The organism is Streptomyces sp. NPDC059875 (assembly GCF_042731085.1).
GTDB lineage: Bacteria > Actinomycetota > Actinomycetes > Streptomycetales > Streptomycetaceae > Streptomyces.
Map to the genome: position 1 here is coordinate 88,095 of NZ_JBHWJZ010000030.1, position 17,353 is coordinate 105,447.

Here is a 17,353-nt window from a genome sequence, read left to right on the forward strand (position 1 = left end):
CGCCGGTGGAACCGAGGAAGGAAAGCCTTGACCACGGCCCCGCCGCGCCAGGCCCCGCTGTCGCCTCGCGTACTCGACTCTCCCGGCCACCCCGCGCTTCCCGCGCTCCCGGCCCACCCCGCGCTTCCCGCGCTCCCGGCCCTCCCCGCGCTTCCGGCGCTCCCGGCCCTCCCCGCGCTCTCCGTGCGGCCCGCGCGCCCGGGGGACGCCGCCGCGCTCGCCGCCCTCTCCCGGCCGTTCGTGCGCTCGGGAGCGCTCCGCGAGCGCCCGCTCTCTCTTTACATCGCCCAAGCCGCGGACTTCCTCGTCGCGGAGGCCCCCGAGGGGACGCTCGAAGGCTGCCTCGGGCTGCGCGCCCACCCCGCGGACCCGACGGCCGGCCGACCCGCGGCGGGCGTCCTCTACAACTTCTGCGTGGCCGGGCGCCGGCAGGGGTGCGGCATGGGGGCCCGGCTGCTGCAGGCCGCGCTGGCGAAGGCACGGAAGGGATCCCTGCGCACGCTGTTCACGGCGACGACCGGCAGCGGTCACCTCTTCCTCCGGAACGGCTTCGCACCGGCCTGCGCGAGCCTGGCCCCGGCGGCCTGGGCGCAGTCCCTGGACCCCGGACGCAACGCACGGATCCTGGCACGGAGTTTGTAGGTCGAGGAACGCGAAGGGCGGGCCCGGTGCCGGTTACGGCTCCGGGCCCGCCCTCGTTCGGGAGGCCGAGCGGTGCTTCGGGCGACGTCAGTCGGCTTCAAGCGTCCGCGGTCGTCCTCAGGCGTCGAGAAGTTCCGGGAGGACCTTCACCAGTTCGTCGACCTCCTGCTCCGTCACCGTCAGGGCGGGAGCCAGTCGCACGGTTCCCGGCCCCGCCGCGTTGACCAGGAACCCGGCGTCCTGCGCGGCCCGTTGGACGGCAGCGGCGATCGGTTCGGTGAGGACGACGCCCAGAAGAAGGCCCGCTCCCCGCACCTCGGCGACCCGTGGATGCGCCCGCCCCTCGATGCCGTGGCGCAGCCGCCGACCCACCCGTACGACCCGGGCGAGCAGCCCCTCGGCCTCGATGGTGTCCAGCACGGCGAGACCGGCCGCGCACGCGACCGGGTTGCCGCCGAAGGTGGAGCCATGCTCCCCCGGGCCCAGCAGCTCTGCCGCCGGACCGAAGGCCACCGTCGCGCCGATCGGCAGTCCGCCGCCCAGGCCCTTGGCGAGCGTGATCACATCGGGCTCCACGCCGTCGGCCGCCTGATGCGCGAACCAGTGACCCGTGCGGCCGATCCCGGTCTGCACCTCGTCGAGGACGAGCAGGCTTCCCGTGGCCCGCGTGATCTCGCGGGCGGCTCGCAGATACCCGTCGGGTGCCGGGACGACGCCGGCCTCGCCCTGGACCGGTTCGAGGACGACCGCCGCGGTGTCCTCCGTCACGGCCTCGCGCAGCGCCGCGGCGTCCCCGAAGGGAACGTGCGTCACCTCTCCGGGCAGCGGCAGGAAGGGCGTACGCTTCGCCGGCTGACCGGTGAGCGCCAGTGCCCCCATCGTGCGCCCGTGGAACCCGCCCTCCGTGGCGACCAGGTGCGGCCGCCCCGTCCGGCGGGCGATCTTGAACGCGGCCTCGACCGCCTCCGTACCCGAGTTCGCGAAGAACACCCGGCCCGGCCGCCCGCCCAGCAGGCCGAGCAGGCGCTCGGCCAGCGCGACGGGCGGCTCGGAGACGAACAGATTGGAGACGTGCGCCAGTCGGCCGATCTGGTCCCGCACCGCCGAGACGACGGCGGGGTGGGCGTGCCCGAGCGTGTTGACCGCGATCCCGCCGGTGAAGTCCGTGTACGAGCGGCCCGATTCGTCCCACACCGTGCTGCCCTCACCCCGGACCAGCGCCAGCGGGGGAGTGCCGTACGTGTCCATCATGACCGCGCTCCAGCGGCGCGCGAGGGGAGTGGCACCGGCGTCGGCGGTCACCTGCGGTCCTCCTTGGTCTCGGGTTCCTCGTCCGGGACGACCGTCGTACCCGGGCCCTCCTCGGCGAAGACGCCGTGCAGCAGGGCGTGCGGCACCCGGCCGTCCAGTACATGCGCCCTGCGGACACCCGCGCGTACCGCGCGCAGACAGCCCTCCATCTTCGGGAGCATGCCGCTCGCGAGCCCCGGCAGCAGCGCGGCCAGCTCACCGGCCGTGAGGCGGCCGATCACCTCGGTGCTGTGCGGCCAGTCCGCGTACAGCCCTTCCACATCGGTCAGCATCACCAGCCGTTCCGCGCCGAGGGCGCCGGCGATCGCCGACGCCGCGAGATCGGCGTTGACGTTGTAGATCTCCCCGTCGACCCCCCGCGCGACGGGGGAGACCACGGGGATGCGGCCCTGGTCGAGCAGTGCCTTCAACGTGCCGGGTTCCACGGCCACGACCTCGCCGACGAGACCGATGTCCACCGGCCGTCCGTCCACCCACGCCGGGCGTCGTTCGGCCGTCATGGTGTGCGCGTCCTCGCCCGACATGCCCACGGCGAAGGGCCCGTGGGCGTTGAGCGCGCCGACGAGATCCCGCTGGACCCGGCCGGTCAGCACCATGCGGACCACGTCCATCGCCTCGGGCGTGGTCACCCGCAGCCCCGCCTCGAAACGGACCTCCAGATCGAGGCGGTCGAGCATCGCGCTGATCTGCGGTCCGCCGCCGTGCACGACGACCGGGCGCAGCCCCGCGTGCCACAGCTCCACGACGTCCTGGGCGAACGTCCGGTACAGCGCGGGGTCCACCATGGCGTTGCCGCCGAACTTGACGACCACCGTGCGGCCCTGGAGCTCCTCCAGCCAGGGCAGATCGGTCGCAGTCAGGCCGGCGGGCGGACCGGCCGGCGGGCGGGTCGTGGCGTCGAGTCCGTCGGGGGAGAGCGATGTCATCGGTGTCGTCCCCTGTCCGCTCATGAGCTGTACGCGCTGTTCTCGTGGACGTACTCGGCGGTGAGGTCGTTGGTCCAGATCACCGCCGAGGAGTCGCCGGAGCACAGATCCACCGTGATCGTGATCCGGCGGCCCGACAGGTCGACCTTGTCCCGGGACTCGCCCGCCGCGCCGTTCCGGCACACCCAGACGTCGTTGATCGCCACGTCCAGCCGGTCGGGATCGAAGACCGCCGCCGTGGTACCGATCGCGGACAGCACCCGGCCCCAGTTCGGGTCCTCCCCGTGCAGCGCGCACTTGAGGAGGTTGTTCCGTGCCACGGACCTGCCGACCTGGACGGCGTCCTCCTCCGAGGCCGCGCCGACGACCGCCACCTCGATCTCCTTGGACGCGCCCTCGGCGTCCGCGACCAGCTGTCGGGCCAGATCCAGGCACACCGCGTGCACGGCCTCCGCGAAGTCCGCCGCCTCGGGCGCGACGCCCGAAGCGCCCGAAGCGAGCAGCAGCACGGTGTCGTTGGTCGACATGCAGCCGTCGGAGTCCACCCGGTCGAAGGTGGTGCGCACCGCCGCGCGGAGCGTCGAGTCGAGAACGGCCGCGCTGACGTCGGCGTCCGTGGTGAGGACGACCAGCATGGTGGCCAGACCGGGTGCGAGCATGCCCGCTCCCTTGGCCATCCCGCCCACCGTCCAGTCCTCCCGGGACACCACGGCGGTCTTGTGCACCGAGTCCGTCGTCCTGATCGCCACGGCCGCGTCCGTACCGCCTTCGGCCGACAGCCGGTGCGCGGCGATGTCGATACCCACCGTGACCCGGTCCATCGGGAGCCGGACGCCGATGAGGCCGGTGGAGCACACCGCGACCTCGTGCGGGTCGACGTCCAGGACACCCGCCGTACGCTCGGCCGTCAGCAGCGCGTCGACGGCGCCCGCCTGTCCCGTACAGGCGTTGGCGCCACCGGAGTTGAGGACGACGGCCGATATGCGACCGTCCTCCAGGACGCGTCGGGACCAGCGTACGGGCGCGGCCTGCACGCGGTTGGAGGTGAAGACACCGGCCGCGGCGCGCGACGGCCCTCGGTTCACCACCAGGGCCAGATCACGATCACCGGATTCCTTGATGCCGGCGGCTACACCGCTCGCAAGGAATCCACGGGCAGCGGTCACGCTCACTGTGCTTCTCCGTTCTCCCCCAGAGCTGACGCCTGGGAGGTACCCCCATCTCCGCCCGCGCGGCTCTGAGGTGTGGGCATCGTCGTCGACTTCGGACCGGTGGCTGCGCGCGCGTCGCTCACGGAGCCACTCCATTCGTGGGCAGGCCCAGCCGTTCCGGCAGGCCGAGGGCGACATTCATGCTCTGCACCGCGCCACCCGCGGTGCCCTTCGTCAGGTTGTCGATGGCGCTCACGCAGATCAGCCGGCCGGAGTCCGGGTCGACGGCGATCTGCACCTGGACGGTGTTGGAGCCGAGTACGGAAGCGGTCGAAGGCCACCGCCCGGGCGGCAGCAGCCGTACGAACGGCTCGTCGGCGTATGCGGCTTCGTACACGGAGCGCACCTCGTCCTCGCGCTTCCCGGCCGCTGCCCCTGCCGTGCGCAGGCGGGCGGAGCAGGTGGCGAGGATGCCGCGGGGCATGGGGGCCAGGGTCGGGGTGAAGGAGACCGTCACGTGCTCGCCCGCCACCCGGGAGAGGTTCTGGGTCAGCTCGGGGGTGTGCCGGTGGCCGCCCCCCACTCCGTACGGGGTCATGGAACCCATCACCTCGGCGCCGAGCAGGTGCGGCTTGAGCGCCCGCCCGGCGCCGGAGGTGCCGCTGGCCGCGACGATCACGGCCTCCGGCTCGATCAGGCGGGCCGCGTACGCGGGGAACAACGCCACCGTGACGGCCGTGGGGAAGCAGCCCGGGACCGCGATCCGCCGCGCCTCCTTCAACTCGTCCCGGGCTCCGGGAAGTTCGGGGAGTCCGTAAGGCCACGTCCCGGCGTGGGCGGAGCCGTAGAACCGCTCCCAGGCCGCCGGGTCACGCAGCCGGAAGTCCGCGCCGCAGTCCACGATCAGCGTGCCCGGGTCCAGCTGCCGCGCGAGGGCGGCCGACTGTCCGTGCGGCAGGGCCAGGAAGACCACGTCGTGGCCGCGCAGGGAATCCGCCGTGGTGTCCACCAGGACGCGGTCCGCGAGTGCGCCCAGGTGCGGCTGTACGGACCCCATCGGTCGGCCTGCGCTGCTGTGCGCGGTGACCGCGCCGATCTCCACGGAAGGATGGGACACCAGGAGGCGGAGGATCTCCCCGCCCGCGTAGCCGCTGGCACCAGCCACCGCGACCCGTACGGTCATCTTCGTCGTCTCTCTCGGTTGTGAGGCGTGCGGTCACAGGGTGGGCGCCGCAGGGTCGCCGCACGGAAACCTGGTCATGCGTCCCGGCGAACGTCTGATGGCGCCCTGTTGAGCAGGAGATCGCGCAGCAGGGCGGCGGTCGTGCACACCACCCCACTGCGGGCGGCCCAGCGCAGTGCCATGGCGTGTTCCTCGGGGGAGAAGTCCGCTACGGCGTCGGCGACGACGAATGGCTGGATGTCGTTCATGAAGGCGTCCGCCGCCGTCAGGAGGACGCCGAGGTGGGCGTACACCCCGCAGATGATCAGCTGGTCACGGCACTCCGAACGCAGGAGTCTCCCCAGATGGCTGCGGAGGAAGGCGTTCTGGCGCACGTTGGCGAGCAGATGTTCGCCCGTGCGGGGGGTGAGCGGCGCGATGATCGCGGCCGCCTCCGGTTCGTCGCCGATGCCGGGGCCCCAGATGTCGGCGACGAGACCGCGCTGACCGGGCCGCTGGGCGCCCGGCTCGGCGCTGAAGACGACCGGTATGCCGAGGGTCCCGGCGAGTTCCCGCAGGGCCGCGATGTTGTCGACGAGTTCCACGACCGGGCTCTGCCCGGCCGGGAATGCCTCGACGAAGTGGTTCTGCATGTCATGGACCAGCAGCGCGGCGCGGCGGGGGTCGATGGTCCAGGAGGCGCAGGACCGGGGCAGGGCGGAGCGGTCCGGCATGGGATAGGAGCCGACGGCCGGCAGGCCCATGGAGATTCCCCCCTGATGGCGGGCGCGTGTCGGCGCGCCACCACCTCTCGAATGCGGTTTAGCTTAGCCTAACCTAAGTTTGACGGTGCGTAAGTGCCGGAAGCGGATGGCTGGTCGGCGCTGCGGGGGCGCACAACTGCGCCTCGGTGGTGCCGAGTTGATCAGGGTCGCGCGGAAGGGTGCCGGTGGTGCGAGCACCGGGGCGTCGTGAGCAGTCGCCGGACCTGCTCTCCCGCCTCGGCCGCGTTCCGGGCCTCCGTGGGGAACGGGAGGCGCAGATCGCAGTGGCCTTCGCGGTACTCGCAGCGCAAGGTGATGCCGTGCCGGTCCACGGCGAGCGGCAGGGCCCGTACCACTCCGTAGGGCAGTCGTGCCCCGGCGAGGACGACCAGGTCCGCCACCATGTCCTCGTGGGCATCGGCGAGATGCGTGAGCATCGCGGCCTCCTCCACGGCGAGCGGGTCGGGCTGGGCGAGGGTGAACGCGTCGAGACCGATGTCCTGGATCCCGGCCGAGGTCCGCAGCGTCACGCGCGCGAGGTCGAGGCGGAGTCCGTCCTCGTCCTCCGGGCCGGCGGCGGCCAGCCACCCCGAGATCGTCACCCTGGCGCGCACCCGGTCGCGGAGGGCCGTCGGCGCGATGTCGGTGAACTCCAGCAGGGCGGCGAGGCTGCCCCGCGGGGCGGCGGCGACCTGGGCGGTCAAGGGGCTGTCCGGCTGGGCGGCGAGGGTGATGCGCCCGTTCCGTCCGATGGAGTGCATGCCGATGAGGTCGTAGCACTGCCTGTCCGTGGTGAGGGACAGGGAGACCGCCCCGGCCAGCACGGAGCGGACTCGTTCCGCCGCGGCCTGCTCGGACGGTGCGGTGTCTGTGGCGGCGCTCAAGGGAACTCCTCGCGGGGCGGTGGGAATTGGGGTGCCTCAGGTCGGCGGCGAGAGCGTAGGTCTCTGGATAAGGTAAGGCTAACCTAAGTCAACATGCGATGTCGTGTCCAGCCCCCGTCAGGTCTCGACGTGTCCGGCCCTCGCCGCGCCCGAGGCGTCTGTGTGCGGGGGCGCCGGGGGAGTGTTCTCGCGGCGCGGGAGCAGCAGTGGGGTGGCCAGGAAGAGGGCTCCGGCGGCTGCGATCGCGGTGCGGGGGCCGGTGAAGGCGGCCAGTAGACCCCATGCGGCGGTCAGGGCCGCGATGGTGGAGCCGGCGCTGACCGACCAGGCGGCAAGGGTGCGGGCGACCCGGTCGGGGTCGGTGTGCTGGAGCCGGTAAGTGGCAAGCACCGGGTTGAACAGGCCGCAGCAGGTCACCAGGCCGAGTTGGACGGTGATGACGAGGACGATCCCGGGGATGCCGGGCTGGACGAACGCCAGCCCGAGGGGCCAGCACGCGCGCAGCGTTCCGGCGGTGAGGAGCACGGTGTGCTGCCCGAACCGTGCCACGAGCGGGCGCGCGAGGCGTGACCCGACGAGGCCGCCGATGCAAGGGGCCGCGAAGACGAGACCGTACTGCCAGGGTGCGAACCCGAGATCGCGCAGCAGGAGGACGGCGAGCATCGGTTCGGAGGCCATGATCAGGCCGTTGACCGCGATCGTGTTGAGGAACAGCGGGCGCAGCGCGGGGTGGCTGAGGGTGTGACGCCGGCCTTCGAGCAGATCGCGCGCTCGCAGCCGCGGTGCACTGGTCCGGACGGGGCGTGGCTCCGGCCCGCCGATGGCGCGGATGCCCAGCGCCGAGAGCAGATGGCTGACCGCGTTGACTATCACGGTCGTCACCGGGCCGAACCACCCGATCACGGCCCCTCCGAGCGGTGGTCCGACCATGGTCGCCGTCCACGTCGTGGACTCGAAGCGGCCGTTCGCGACGAGCAGGTCCTCCGATGGCACGAGCGCCTTCAGATACGCGCCGCCGGCCGCCTTGAAGGCGATGTCGGCCGCGGCGACGACGACGGCCACGACGAGGAGTTGGGCGAAGCCGATCCATCCGAGCGCGAACGCGGCGGGGATGCTCATCAAGGCCGCGAAGCGGGTCAGGTCCATCGCCACCATGATCGGCCGCTTGCGGCGGAACTCCACCCATGGACCGAGCGGCACCGCCGCCAGGGCCCCCACGGCCCGCCCCACGGCGGCCAGCGCCGCCACCTGGGCCGGCCCGGAGTCCAGTACGAGGACCGCGATCAGGGAAAACGCACCGAAACCGAACGACGTGCCGTACGCGCTGACGGCATACGCGGCCCGCAGCCACCCGAATGCCCAGAACGGGTTCGACGGTGTGCTGCAGATGGCGCCGATCGGACTCCTCTGCCTCGTCGGGCTGCTGCTCGTCGCACGCCGGGTCGACGCCCTGGCCCTCGGCGACGACGCCGCCCGCGGCCTCGGTGTGCGCGGGACCCATCGGCTTCGTCGGCCTGTGCGCCCCCGCCCTCGTCCGCCCCCTCGTCCGCCGGTTCCGTGCCTTCTCCCGGGCCCGGGCGAGCCTTCCGGTCGCGGGTCTCGCCGGTGCGGCGCTGGTGCTGGGCTCGGACGTGCTGCTGCGCGCCGTCGTGCCATCGGACACGGCGGTCGCGGTGCCGACGGGCGTCGTCACCAGCCTGGTCGGCGCCGTCTTCCTGACGACCCTGGCCGTCCTGGCGATCGGGCTCGTCGGCGTGACGATCGCGGCCGTCCTGTTGGGCGACAGCAAGCTGCTCCTCGGCGACGTCATGAACTGGGCGCAGGGCAGAGCGAGCCGGTCGCTCACCTTCGTCCTCGACACCCGGATACCCCGCGTCCTCGCGGCGCTGCTCGCCGGCGCGGCACTCGCGCTTGCGGGAACGCTCATCCAGGCCGTGACCCGCAATCCGCTCGCCGAGCCCGCCACCCTGGGCGTCTCGGGCGATGCCGCGGTCGGTGCCGTGCTCCTGGTCACGACGGTGCCGCTGGCCGCGTCGTGGAGCGTGGCCGGTGCGGCGCTCCTGGGCGCCGCGGTCAGTTCCCTCATCGTCTTCGGACTCGCCGCACGCGGCGGATTCCAGCAGAACCGGCTCGTCCTCGTCGGGTTCGGGGTCGCCACCGGGACGTCCGCCGTGATCAGCCTGCTCATCGTGCTCACCGACCCGTTCAACGCGACCAAGGCCCTCACCTGGCTGTCCGGTTCCACGTACGGGCGGACCCTGCCCGACGTGGTGCCGCTCGCGGCCGTGTTCGCGGTGGGCGCGGTCGTCGCGGTCCTGCGGCGCACGGAGCTCGACCTCCTGTCGCTCGACGAGGACACCCCACGGCTCCTGGGCCTCAGCCTGGAGCGGGGACGCCTCGGCATCCTCGTCCTGAGCGTCCTGCTCAGCGCCACGGCCGTCGCGGCCGCGGGCACGATCGGCTTCGTGGGCCTCGTCGCCCCGCACGCGGCCCGCGCCCTGGTGGGCAGGCAGCACGCCCGCGTGGTACCGGTGGCGGTCCTCATCGGCGCCGTACTCGTCTGCACAGCCGACCTGTTGGGCCGTACGGTGATCGCACCGGCCCAGCTCGGAGCCGGCCTGATGACCGCGGTGATCGGCACGCCGTACTTCCTCCACCTCCTCGTACGCACCCGCCGCTAGGCGGCGTATTCAACTGGATGGGCGTGGCCGTCGTCGGTGACATCTCCCCCACAGGGAGGAGAGTTCGCCCCTTCGTGATTTCGTGCGCGAGCAACCGCGGCACCTGGACTTCGTTCCTCCCCAGCCTGGACGACGGGCGGCAACACCAACGACTGCACTCGGTTCGCCGTGGTGATGGAAGCGATCCGGGTGCCCGGATCGGACCGGGACGGGCCCGCATCCGGCCGGATCAGCAACGTCGTGGAACGGTGCTTCAACCGTCTGAAGCAGTTGCGCGGAATCGCCACTCGTCCTGATGTGGGCGTGACAGTTGACGACAGAACCTAGCGGCGACGGCGATCACGCCTGTGCGGCCACCCACGGCAGCGACTGCTCAACGGACGAACTGATAGCTGATCCAGACCTGGATCTGCGTCAGCCCGCTCAGGTCCAGGCCCGATTCGAACTGTCCCGGGGGGACCGTCACCTGCCATTCGCCGCCCATGCCGCGACCCCAGAACGCGAGAGACCTGGGTGCCGTGAGGGGTTCGTCGCCGCCGAGGCCCTCGTCTGGGTTGAGCGGGGTGGTCTTGGCGGGCCGGGTGCTGACGCGCGGCTTGAGCAGTTGGGTCACGATGCTCGCGCCGTGCCGCCGCTGCTCGTAGGCGCCGCCGTGGGAGACCTCGCACGAGATCTCACCGTCCGGGTGTGCCGCCCCTACGAGAGCGAGCCGCACGCCCTTGACCTTCGCTTCGAAGTGACCGGCCGGCAGCTTGGACGCGTCGATCCGGAACGCGCACCGATGGTGCGTCCTGAGCTCGGCCGACTGCGGATCGGCGGCCTTGAAGGAGAGCCGGAGCGTGTCCTGGTCGTGCGGTCGCGCGAAGAACGTCGTGTAGTCCCTCTGGATGTCCGTCGCACCGAGTATCTGTTCCCAGGACGTGGTGAGTGCTTCGACGAGTTCGCCTTCGTCCTTGTCGTCCTCGAAGTAGTCACGCGCGTCATCGGGGCTGATCAGGCCGGTGTCGAGGAAGAGGTGCCGTTCCTCGCGGCCCAGCGTGTAGATCTCCGCCGATCGCTTGGCCCGGAAGGCGAATTCCATCAGGGCGCCGGCCTTCGCCTCCGCGGCGGTGATCGCCAGCAGGCCCGCGCGCTTCACGGCTTCGTGGGACATGATGAGCCCGTCGCGCAGATGGTCCGCCTCTCTTACGACGCCCTCCGCGCGGGCCAGGCGCGCTTCCATCGCTTCCACCCGTTGCTGGGGGAGCATGACGCGGTTCCGGGCGATCATCAGCTGGTGTGCGCGTTCCACACCGCGTTGGATCAGGGCGAGGGGCAGCGCGTTCTCGGTGGTCCTGGCGCTGTTGAGCTTCTGCACCAGATCGATGAAGTTGACGATCGCCTTGCCGGCCCCGACGACCGCCGACGCACGCTTGTCGACCTTCTCGTAGGCGTCTTCCACCGCCTTGATGTCGGCCTCTCCACCGGCGAAGAAGGCCTTGCCGATCGGCTCCATGTTGTCGACGACCGTGTTCGCCAGCGCCACCATGGCGGGCGCCAGAGCCACGACGCTGGCGCCGGCGGTCGGGATCGCCGCGGCGACGCTCAACACCGCGACTCCCACCGCTGCGATCGGCCCGAAGACGTCGCCGAAGGTGACACCGGGGTCGATCGCCGCCAGCTCCATCTCCCGCAGGGTCTTGCGGATCTCGTTCGTCGTGTGGTCGAGCTGCAGCTTCGCGAACTCGGCCTCGTCACCGGCCAGTTTCTTCTCGGCCCTGGCGATCTCGACGTCGTCGCCGTTGTTGTCGCGGGCCGCGGCCGCCTCCTGGCGCTCCAGTTCCACGACCTCGGCCAGATCGCCGATGGATTTGCTCTCCATGATCCGATCGACGCCCAGTTTGAGGAAATCGAGCACCAGCGCGCTGAAGGTCGTGAACGAGCGGATGTACTCGTCGAAGCTGGGCAGCACGTCCAGGTCGTACGGAAGCCCCAACGCGTTGTTTCCCCCGGCCACCCACACCTCGCCCGCGCTCGGCGGGAAGCCCACGAGCTGCCGCTGGAGACGGAGTGCCTCCGTGTTGTCGGGCTGGAGTTCGAGCGCGCGCTCGAACTCGACGGCGGCGCGCCGGGCGAATTCGACGCGGTCCGGCACGTTCGGGTTGTACCGGTGGTAGTAGTAGTTGCCGGTGACGATCCGGAACGGAGCCCAGTGGTTCGCGTAGGACGGCCCCGTGCTGTCGAGCAGCGGCCGCAGACCGGCCACGTAGTCGGCTTCGGGGACGTTGGTGTGGGTGATCTGCCCGTCGGCGCCCGGGGCGCCGTCCGTTCCGGGCGGCCCCTCGGAGGCCGTTGCCTCGCTGAGATTGCCGTCAGGGCCGGGGATTCCCCCCGGCCCGCCGGGCGGGCCCCAGCCGCCGCCGGCCTCCAGGAGGGGCCACGTCTCGTCGACGATGCTGATGAACGTGATGGTGCCGCCATTGCCGCCGTTGCCGCCGTTGCCCCCCGAGCCGCCATGACCGCCCGGAGTTCCGAGGATCGTCCTGCCGGGAATCGTCTCTTCGTGTCCTACCGGAGGTATCGCACCCGGCACGTCCTCGACGAAGACCACACGGTCCAGAACGACGTGCCCGTTCACCCCTTGCGTGCCGTTGCCGCCCGGGCCGCCTCCCGTTCCGTTGCCGCCGGCGACGGTGACATGGGCGTTGACCGACCGTCGGCACATCACCGTGACCGACCCGCCGTTGGCGCCGGGGACCCCGTCGCCACCGGGCTGCCCGCTGCCGCCCGGTCCCACCGGGAGGTCTTCGCCCGAAGCGTCGAGCTCGGAGTCCGGCCACGGATAGACGCCGTCCGCTCCGCGCGCTCCGCCGCCGACACCGTCGAGTCCGCGAGCGTCGATCTTTCCGTTCGTGCCGTCGTAGACGTCGGCGACGATGATCAGCGGCCTCCCGGTCGTGATCCGCAGATCGACCCCGGGTTCGTGCTCGACCCTCCGCCCCAGCAGAAAGACGGGACTGTCCCCCGGCCTGTTGCAGAAAGCCAGCAGCCGTTGATTGATCTTCACGACATCGCGGATGTATGGGTAGTCGTGGGGGAGCATACGAACGCCTTCATCGGGACGATCCGTAACGGAAATGCTCAACCCTGCTCCGGTCGGACTTCTCCGGAGAGCCGCATTCATTCTAGTGGCCGGATTTCCGCGCTGCTCGTCGTCCCCGATCACCGGGGCCGACGCCGAGGCATCACGAAGCCCCTCACGGGCCACGCCCTAGGTGTGCATCTGCCGGAGCTTGGTTACACCGGGGCCTGGGTCTTCTGCTTGAGGCGTTCGTAGGGGGTTTGGCCGCCCAGGGCGCCGTGGGGGCGATGGTAGTTGTAGTAGTCCTCCCACTCGCGGAGTTTGTCGTTGAAGACGCCGGTGTCGTCGATGACGACGCCGGCGAGCATGCGGTAGAACTCCTCGGCGTCGATCCGGTGGGAGCGTTCGACCTTGCCGTTGAGGTGTGGCGATGCCGGCTTGATGTAGGTGTGGGCGATGCCCTTGTCGAGCACGTTCCAGTGGAAGGCGGACTGGAACTCCGCGCCGTTGTCGGTCTGGATCACCTCGACGCGGAACGGCAGCCGCTCCAGGACGTAGTCGAGGAACTGGATGGCGGTCTTCTGGTCGCACCGCGGGTAGATCCGCAGCACCCGCAGCCGGGTGCAGTCATCGATGGCGGTGAACTGGTGGTACTTCGCTCGCCGCCGCCGCTTCGGAGGGGTCCCGGTTACCGGCGCCGCAGCTGGGGCCTGCTCTGGGAGCCCAATCGGTTCGATGAACTTGACGTCGATCTGGACCCGGTTGCCAGGCAGCTGCTTCTCGTAGCGGGTGTAACGCTTGTCGTGTCGTTTGTAGCGCTGGGAGGCGGGCAGCCGGTTCATCCCGAGCTTCTTCAGGATGCGGTAGACCGCTGAGCCGGCGATGTCGATGTCGTGGTACCGCTTGAGATACATCTTGATCTTCATCGGGCCGAAGTGGTAGTTCCGCCGCAGGTAGACGATCTTGTTGACGACGTCGGCCTCGGTGGCGTGGGGGCAGTGGTGCGGCTTGCTGGAACGGTCCCGCAGGCCCTCCACGCCTTCTTCCTGATAGCGGCGCTGCCACTTGTAGAAGCAGGCGCGGCTGATCCCGTAGTACCGGCACGTCAGCGAGACGTTCCCGGTGACTTCCTCGGCGTGCCGCAGGACCGCCAGGCGGTGCTGGGCCTGGCGGTCCTGTTGCTGTTACAGCGAAGGGGGCATGACAGATCTCCGTAGTGGTCGGAGACCCCAAGTGTCAACAACGTCCGGCAGTTTTATACCTAGCGGGTGTCGTTCCGATCATCGGATCGCTGGTCCTGTGGTGAGGGATGGGGAGATTTCTGAGGCTGCGTGGGCGGTGATTGAGCCGTCGCTGCCGCCTGTGGGCCGTGCTCGTGGCCGGTGGATCACCGTCAGGTCCTTGAGGGCATCGTGTTCAAGCCCCGCACCGGGCTGCCCAGGAGGGACCTGATCGAGCGGTTCGGCCCCTGGCAGACCGTCCACGGACGATTCTCCCGCGGCGGGCTGACCAGCAAACTCCACCTGGCCTGCGACGGCCAGGGCCGGCCGCTGTCCTTCCTGGTCACCGGCGGCAACCGCAACGACTGCACCCAGGCCGAAGCCGTGATCGGCCGCATCCGCGTGCAAGGGCTACTCCGCCCGCACGTTCCGTGCCCATCTCCGCCACCGCGGGATCAAGACCACGATCCCCGAACGCATCGACCAGCTCGCTGGCCGCAAACGGCGCCGTGAACGGCCCTGCGGGTTCGACAAGGCCGCCTACCGGCGCCGCAACGTCGTCTGTATGCCTCGAGATCGACGGCCGGCGGGCGGCCTCCGCGGCTGCCGCGCCTGGCCCGGTTGCGAACCTGGTCGGCACGCTCGGGGATCGTGTGCGGTATGCCCGGCGGTGGAGCCAGGTGCGGATCGCTTTCGAGCGGTAGCCCTTGTCGCCCAAGACGTGATCGGGCCGGGTGCGGGGCCGCCCGGGTCCGATCCGGGGGACCCGAATCGCTTCCATCACGGTGGTGAACCGGGTGCCGTCGTTGGTGTTGCCGCCCGTCACGACGAAAGCCAGCGGACGGCCCCGCCCGTCACAGGCCAGGTGAATCTTGCTGGTCAGACCGGCTCTGGACTAGGGCAGCACCCCCAGGGGCATGGACAGGGCCCGCCGTCCTCGACACCGGGTACCGCGGGCTCAGGGCTCTGCCGACGTCTCCGGAATGCGACGCGAGCTGCCGGGGTGGTGAGACCGGAGCCATGTCGAAAGATCGCCGAGGAGGTGGCCCGTCGTCAGGCTCGGACGACATCGCTCAGTTGTGCTCCGTCTGCCGCCCATTGCCGCAGCGCATAGCCGTCGATGAGGCGGATGCGGTCCTCCGCCGTGGCCCACACGCGGCAGTCGGCGGTGAAGCGTCCGTTGGTGACCAGAAGAGCCCGGGCGTGGGGGCGCATGGCCTGAGCGGCACCGAACAACTCCCGGGCCACGGGCACGGAGACGCCCTTCTTGATCCCGGCCCGGAAATGCTTGCACTGCACGATGACCGGGTAGCCCAGGGCGTCGTACGCCAGGACGTCTATGCCACCGTCTCCACTTCCTCCACCGGCCTTCTCGACCCGATAGCCGTCCTGGATCAGGAGACCGGCCACGAACTGTTCGAAGTCGTCGTGATGAAGGGCGTCGATCCTGGCCGCCGACCAGCCCGGTACCCGTTGAGGCGGGGTGCGCACGATCGGTGCGCCGGGTTCCTGTGCCCGCCGCAACGCCTCGGCGATGGCATCGCCCAGCGCACGCGCCACCAGGGGGGACGACGCCGTGGCGATCTGCCGTCGCACTTCCCGCTGAGGCCCGTAGAACGTCCAGTCGCTGGGAAAGCCGCGGACGAGCGCGGCCTGGTCCACCGTGAGGCAGGGGCCGTCGGGCCCCCGTAGACCGTCCTGCGGATCGGACATGATGCGCCGGATCTCGATGCCGCAGGCGCGCCACGCGTAGACGTCGTTGCGGTAGCGGTCCTCGTCGGTGTCCTCGGGGAGGTCCACCAGTACGGGTACGGGAGCCCCCGCCGATCTGGCTGCCCAACGCTGGTAGGCGAAGTCCGCGTCCGGGTGCGCGGCCGAGGTGAAGCGCTGCTTCATGCTCGCCGCGAGGAGTGTGAAGACGTCCGGCGGCTCGACTCCGTAGAAAGGAGAGGGTGGTGTGAAGAACGGTGCCGTATCGGAGCGCAGGGCCACCAGGACGGCGACGCTCCACGGGCTGGGTCCTCCGAACTGGAGGGCGTCGTACACGGTCCAGACGCAGAGTTCGTACCCGGCGTGCTGCAGCCGCTCCCGCACGAAGACGCGGTAGGCATCGAACCGGGCGTCGAGCAGAGCGGGAGGTGTCTCCAGCAGGAGCGCCTTGGGTCTCAGCGCATCCACCATCTCCAGGATGCGGGGAATGTCGTCGCGTTCGGTCTCGCGATGCGGGCGGTCGGCACGGGCGTGGAGAAGATCGAGCTCAAAAGGTCTGTAGTCCTCGGCGGGGAGGTACTCCGCCACGCGGCACCGCACGACCCGGGAATTGGGGGAGTTCACCGCGAGCGTCTCGGCCGCGTACGTGTCGGGCTCGACCAGCTCCAGACTGCGGAAACCGGCATTGCGTAAGCCGACGACTAGCCCACCGGAACCGGCATTGATGCCGATGGCCGTCAGCGGAGGGAGGCTCAACTGTGCTCCGTTCCGAGAGATCTTCACGTCACGAGGAGTGTAGGAGGCGGTTCTGACACCCGTTCATGCAGTCTGGGCACGTGAGCTCGCAGTCGCGGTGCTCGTGGACGTCGTGCGCCGGCCGCCCCCGGTGGGCCGAGTGGAGTCAGGCGCCATCGACACGGGCGGGCCGGCCCCGCCACACTGATCGCGGAGGTGACGCGGGTGGCGGAATCGGTGGAAATGCGCGACACGGTCAGGAACACGTACGGGCCGGCCGACCTCAGTTCGGTCCCGGTGTTCGCCGGAGGGTTCATCAATTTCGGGTACTGGCGGGCTATCGACCTCGCCGGGCCGCTCTCGGTCCCCGATCGTGTCCGCAGCCAGCAGGACATGTACCGGCATGTGCTCGACAGCGCCGGCTCGCTCGCGGGCCGGCGGCTCCTCGAGGTCGGCTGCGGGCTCGGCGTCGGCTGTGCGCTGGCCCTCCGGGAGTACGACCCTGCGCACGTCACGGGCATGGACATCCACCCGCAGCAGCTGGACCGTGCCCGCCGCGCCAACGCCGAACTGCTGGACACCGCTGCGCCGAGGCTGCGGTTCGCGCGCGGCGCGGCGGAGGACATGCCGTTCGGCGACGCCGCCTTCGACTGCCTCTACAGCGTCGAGGCCGCCCAGCACTTCGACGACCTGAGCGCCTTCGCCCGCGAGACGGCCCGCGTCCTGAAGCCCGGCGGACGGGTGGCCGTCGCGAGTTTCTTCACCCCGGACGACGAACCCGGCCGCGGCGCGCGGCTCGCGTCGCTCCTCGACTCGTACGCCGACGGCCTCGACATCGCCCGCCCCGTCACCCGCCTGACCGAGGCGTTCACCCGGGCCGGGCTGGCGGGCGCGCGGGCCGATTCCATCGGCCCGGAGGTGTGGGAGGGCTGGGACCGCTGGCTGTCGGAGCACTGGAAGCCCGGCACCTGGCCGCGCAACTTCCTGACCGCCTACCGCGAGGGCAGCCTCGACTACTACGTCATCACCGCCACCCGCCCACAGGCGTGAGCCCAGCCCCCGAGGGGGAGGGCCCTGACGCCGGACCGCCCGCCCCGCGTCGAGCG

General features: G+C 70.9%; 11 protein-coding genes and 4 pseudogenes. 4 read left to right on the forward strand and 11 right to left on the reverse strand.

All coding sequences use genetic code 11. The features are described from left to right. Positions 1–183: 183 nt before the first annotated feature. Entirely contained in the window at positions 184–642 is a 459-nt protein-coding gene (locus ACFV9D_RS30115) for a GNAT family N-acetyltransferase (RefSeq protein WP_385153116.1), read from the forward strand. Positions 643–759: 117 nt separating this feature from the next. On the opposite strand, the gene ACFV9D_RS30120 is transcribed toward ACFV9D_RS30115, so the two are convergent. The 7 genes from ACFV9D_RS30120 to ACFV9D_RS30150 form a co-directional block, all read right to left on the reverse strand. Continuing rightward, entirely contained in the window at positions 760–1,944 is a 1,185-nt protein-coding gene (locus ACFV9D_RS30120) for an acetylornithine transaminase (RefSeq protein ID WP_385153071.1), read from the reverse strand. Beyond that, positions 1,941–2,879: an acetylglutamate kinase gene (gene argB, locus ACFV9D_RS30125; protein ID WP_385153074.1), complete on the reverse strand. Its 939-nt coding sequence runs from the start codon at positions 2,877–2,879 to the stop codon at positions 1,941–1,943. The genes ACFV9D_RS30120 and argB overlap by 4 nt, the downstream gene beginning before the upstream one ends. Before the next feature lie 20 nt (positions 2,880–2,899). Continuing rightward, on the reverse strand, positions 2,900–4,051 hold the full coding sequence (argJ, locus tag ACFV9D_RS30130; protein WP_385153078.1) for a bifunctional glutamate N-acetyltransferase/amino-acid acetyltransferase ArgJ: 1,152 nt from the start codon (positions 4,049–4,051) through the stop codon (positions 2,900–2,902). A 118-nt stretch (positions 4,052–4,169) separates the two neighbouring features. Continuing rightward, positions 4,170–5,213 carry an N-acetyl-gamma-glutamyl-phosphate reductase gene (argC, locus tag ACFV9D_RS30135; protein ID WP_385153081.1) on the reverse strand — a complete coding sequence of 348 codons (1,044 nt, stop codon included), beginning with the start codon at positions 5,211–5,213 and terminating at the stop codon, positions 4,170–4,172. A gap of 74 nt (positions 5,214–5,287) precedes the next feature. Continuing rightward, positions 5,288–5,956 (reverse strand): isochorismatase family protein, encoded by a 669-nt coding sequence (locus ACFV9D_RS30140; RefSeq protein ID WP_385153083.1) that lies wholly within the window; start codon positions 5,954–5,956, stop codon positions 5,288–5,290. 161 nt (positions 5,957–6,117) lie between these two features. Then, entirely contained in the window at positions 6,118–6,840 is a 723-nt protein-coding gene (locus ACFV9D_RS30145) for a DUF2470 domain-containing protein (RefSeq protein ID WP_385153086.1), read from the reverse strand. A 117-nt stretch (positions 6,841–6,957) separates the two neighbouring features. Then, complete coding sequence (locus tag ACFV9D_RS30150; RefSeq protein WP_385153119.1) at positions 6,958–8,229, reverse strand: MFS transporter; 1,272 nt, start codon at positions 8,227–8,229, stop codon at positions 6,958–6,960. Between ACFV9D_RS30150 and ACFV9D_RS30155 the strand changes: the two are divergent. Further along, a pseudogene (locus ACFV9D_RS30155) lies at positions 8,198–9,521 on the forward strand (iron chelate uptake ABC transporter family permease subunit); the annotation flags it as partial. The gene ACFV9D_RS30150 and the pseudogene ACFV9D_RS30155 overlap by 32 nt on opposite strands. Positions 9,522–9,894: 373 nt before the next feature. On the opposite strand, the gene ACFV9D_RS30160 reads toward ACFV9D_RS30155, so the two are convergent. Together ACFV9D_RS30160 and ACFV9D_RS30165 are read right to left on the reverse strand one after the other, a co-directional pair. After that, complete coding sequence (locus tag ACFV9D_RS30160; RefSeq protein ID WP_385153089.1) at positions 9,895–12,768, reverse strand: hypothetical protein; 2,874 nt, start codon at positions 12,766–12,768, stop codon at positions 9,895–9,897. 29 nt (positions 12,769–12,797) lie between these two features. Beyond that, positions 12,798–13,763 (reverse strand): annotated as a pseudogene (locus ACFV9D_RS30165) (IS481 family transposase); the annotation flags it as partial. 106 nt (positions 13,764–13,869) lie between these two features. Here ACFV9D_RS30165 and ACFV9D_RS30170 point away from each other — a divergent pair. After that, a pseudogene (locus ACFV9D_RS30170) lies at positions 13,870–14,364 on the forward strand (transposase); the annotation flags it as partial. On the opposite strand, the pseudogene ACFV9D_RS30175 reads toward ACFV9D_RS30170, so the two are convergent. After that, positions 14,357–14,697 (reverse strand): annotated as a pseudogene (locus ACFV9D_RS30175) (transposase); the annotation flags it as partial. The pseudogenes ACFV9D_RS30170 and ACFV9D_RS30175 overlap by 8 nt on opposite strands. A gap of 158 nt (positions 14,698–14,855) precedes the next feature. Then, complete coding sequence (locus ACFV9D_RS30180; RefSeq protein ID WP_385153092.1) at positions 14,856–16,268, reverse strand: restriction endonuclease; 1,413 nt, start codon at positions 16,266–16,268, stop codon at positions 14,856–14,858. Positions 16,269–16,472: 204 nt separating this feature from the next. Here ACFV9D_RS30180 and ACFV9D_RS30185 point away from each other — a divergent pair, with 204 nt between their 5' ends. Beyond that, positions 16,473–17,297 (forward strand): class I SAM-dependent methyltransferase, encoded by an 825-nt coding sequence (locus ACFV9D_RS30185; protein ID WP_385153095.1) that lies wholly within the window; start codon positions 16,473–16,475, stop codon positions 17,295–17,297. The last annotated feature ends 56 nt before the right edge of the window (positions 17,298–17,353 follow it).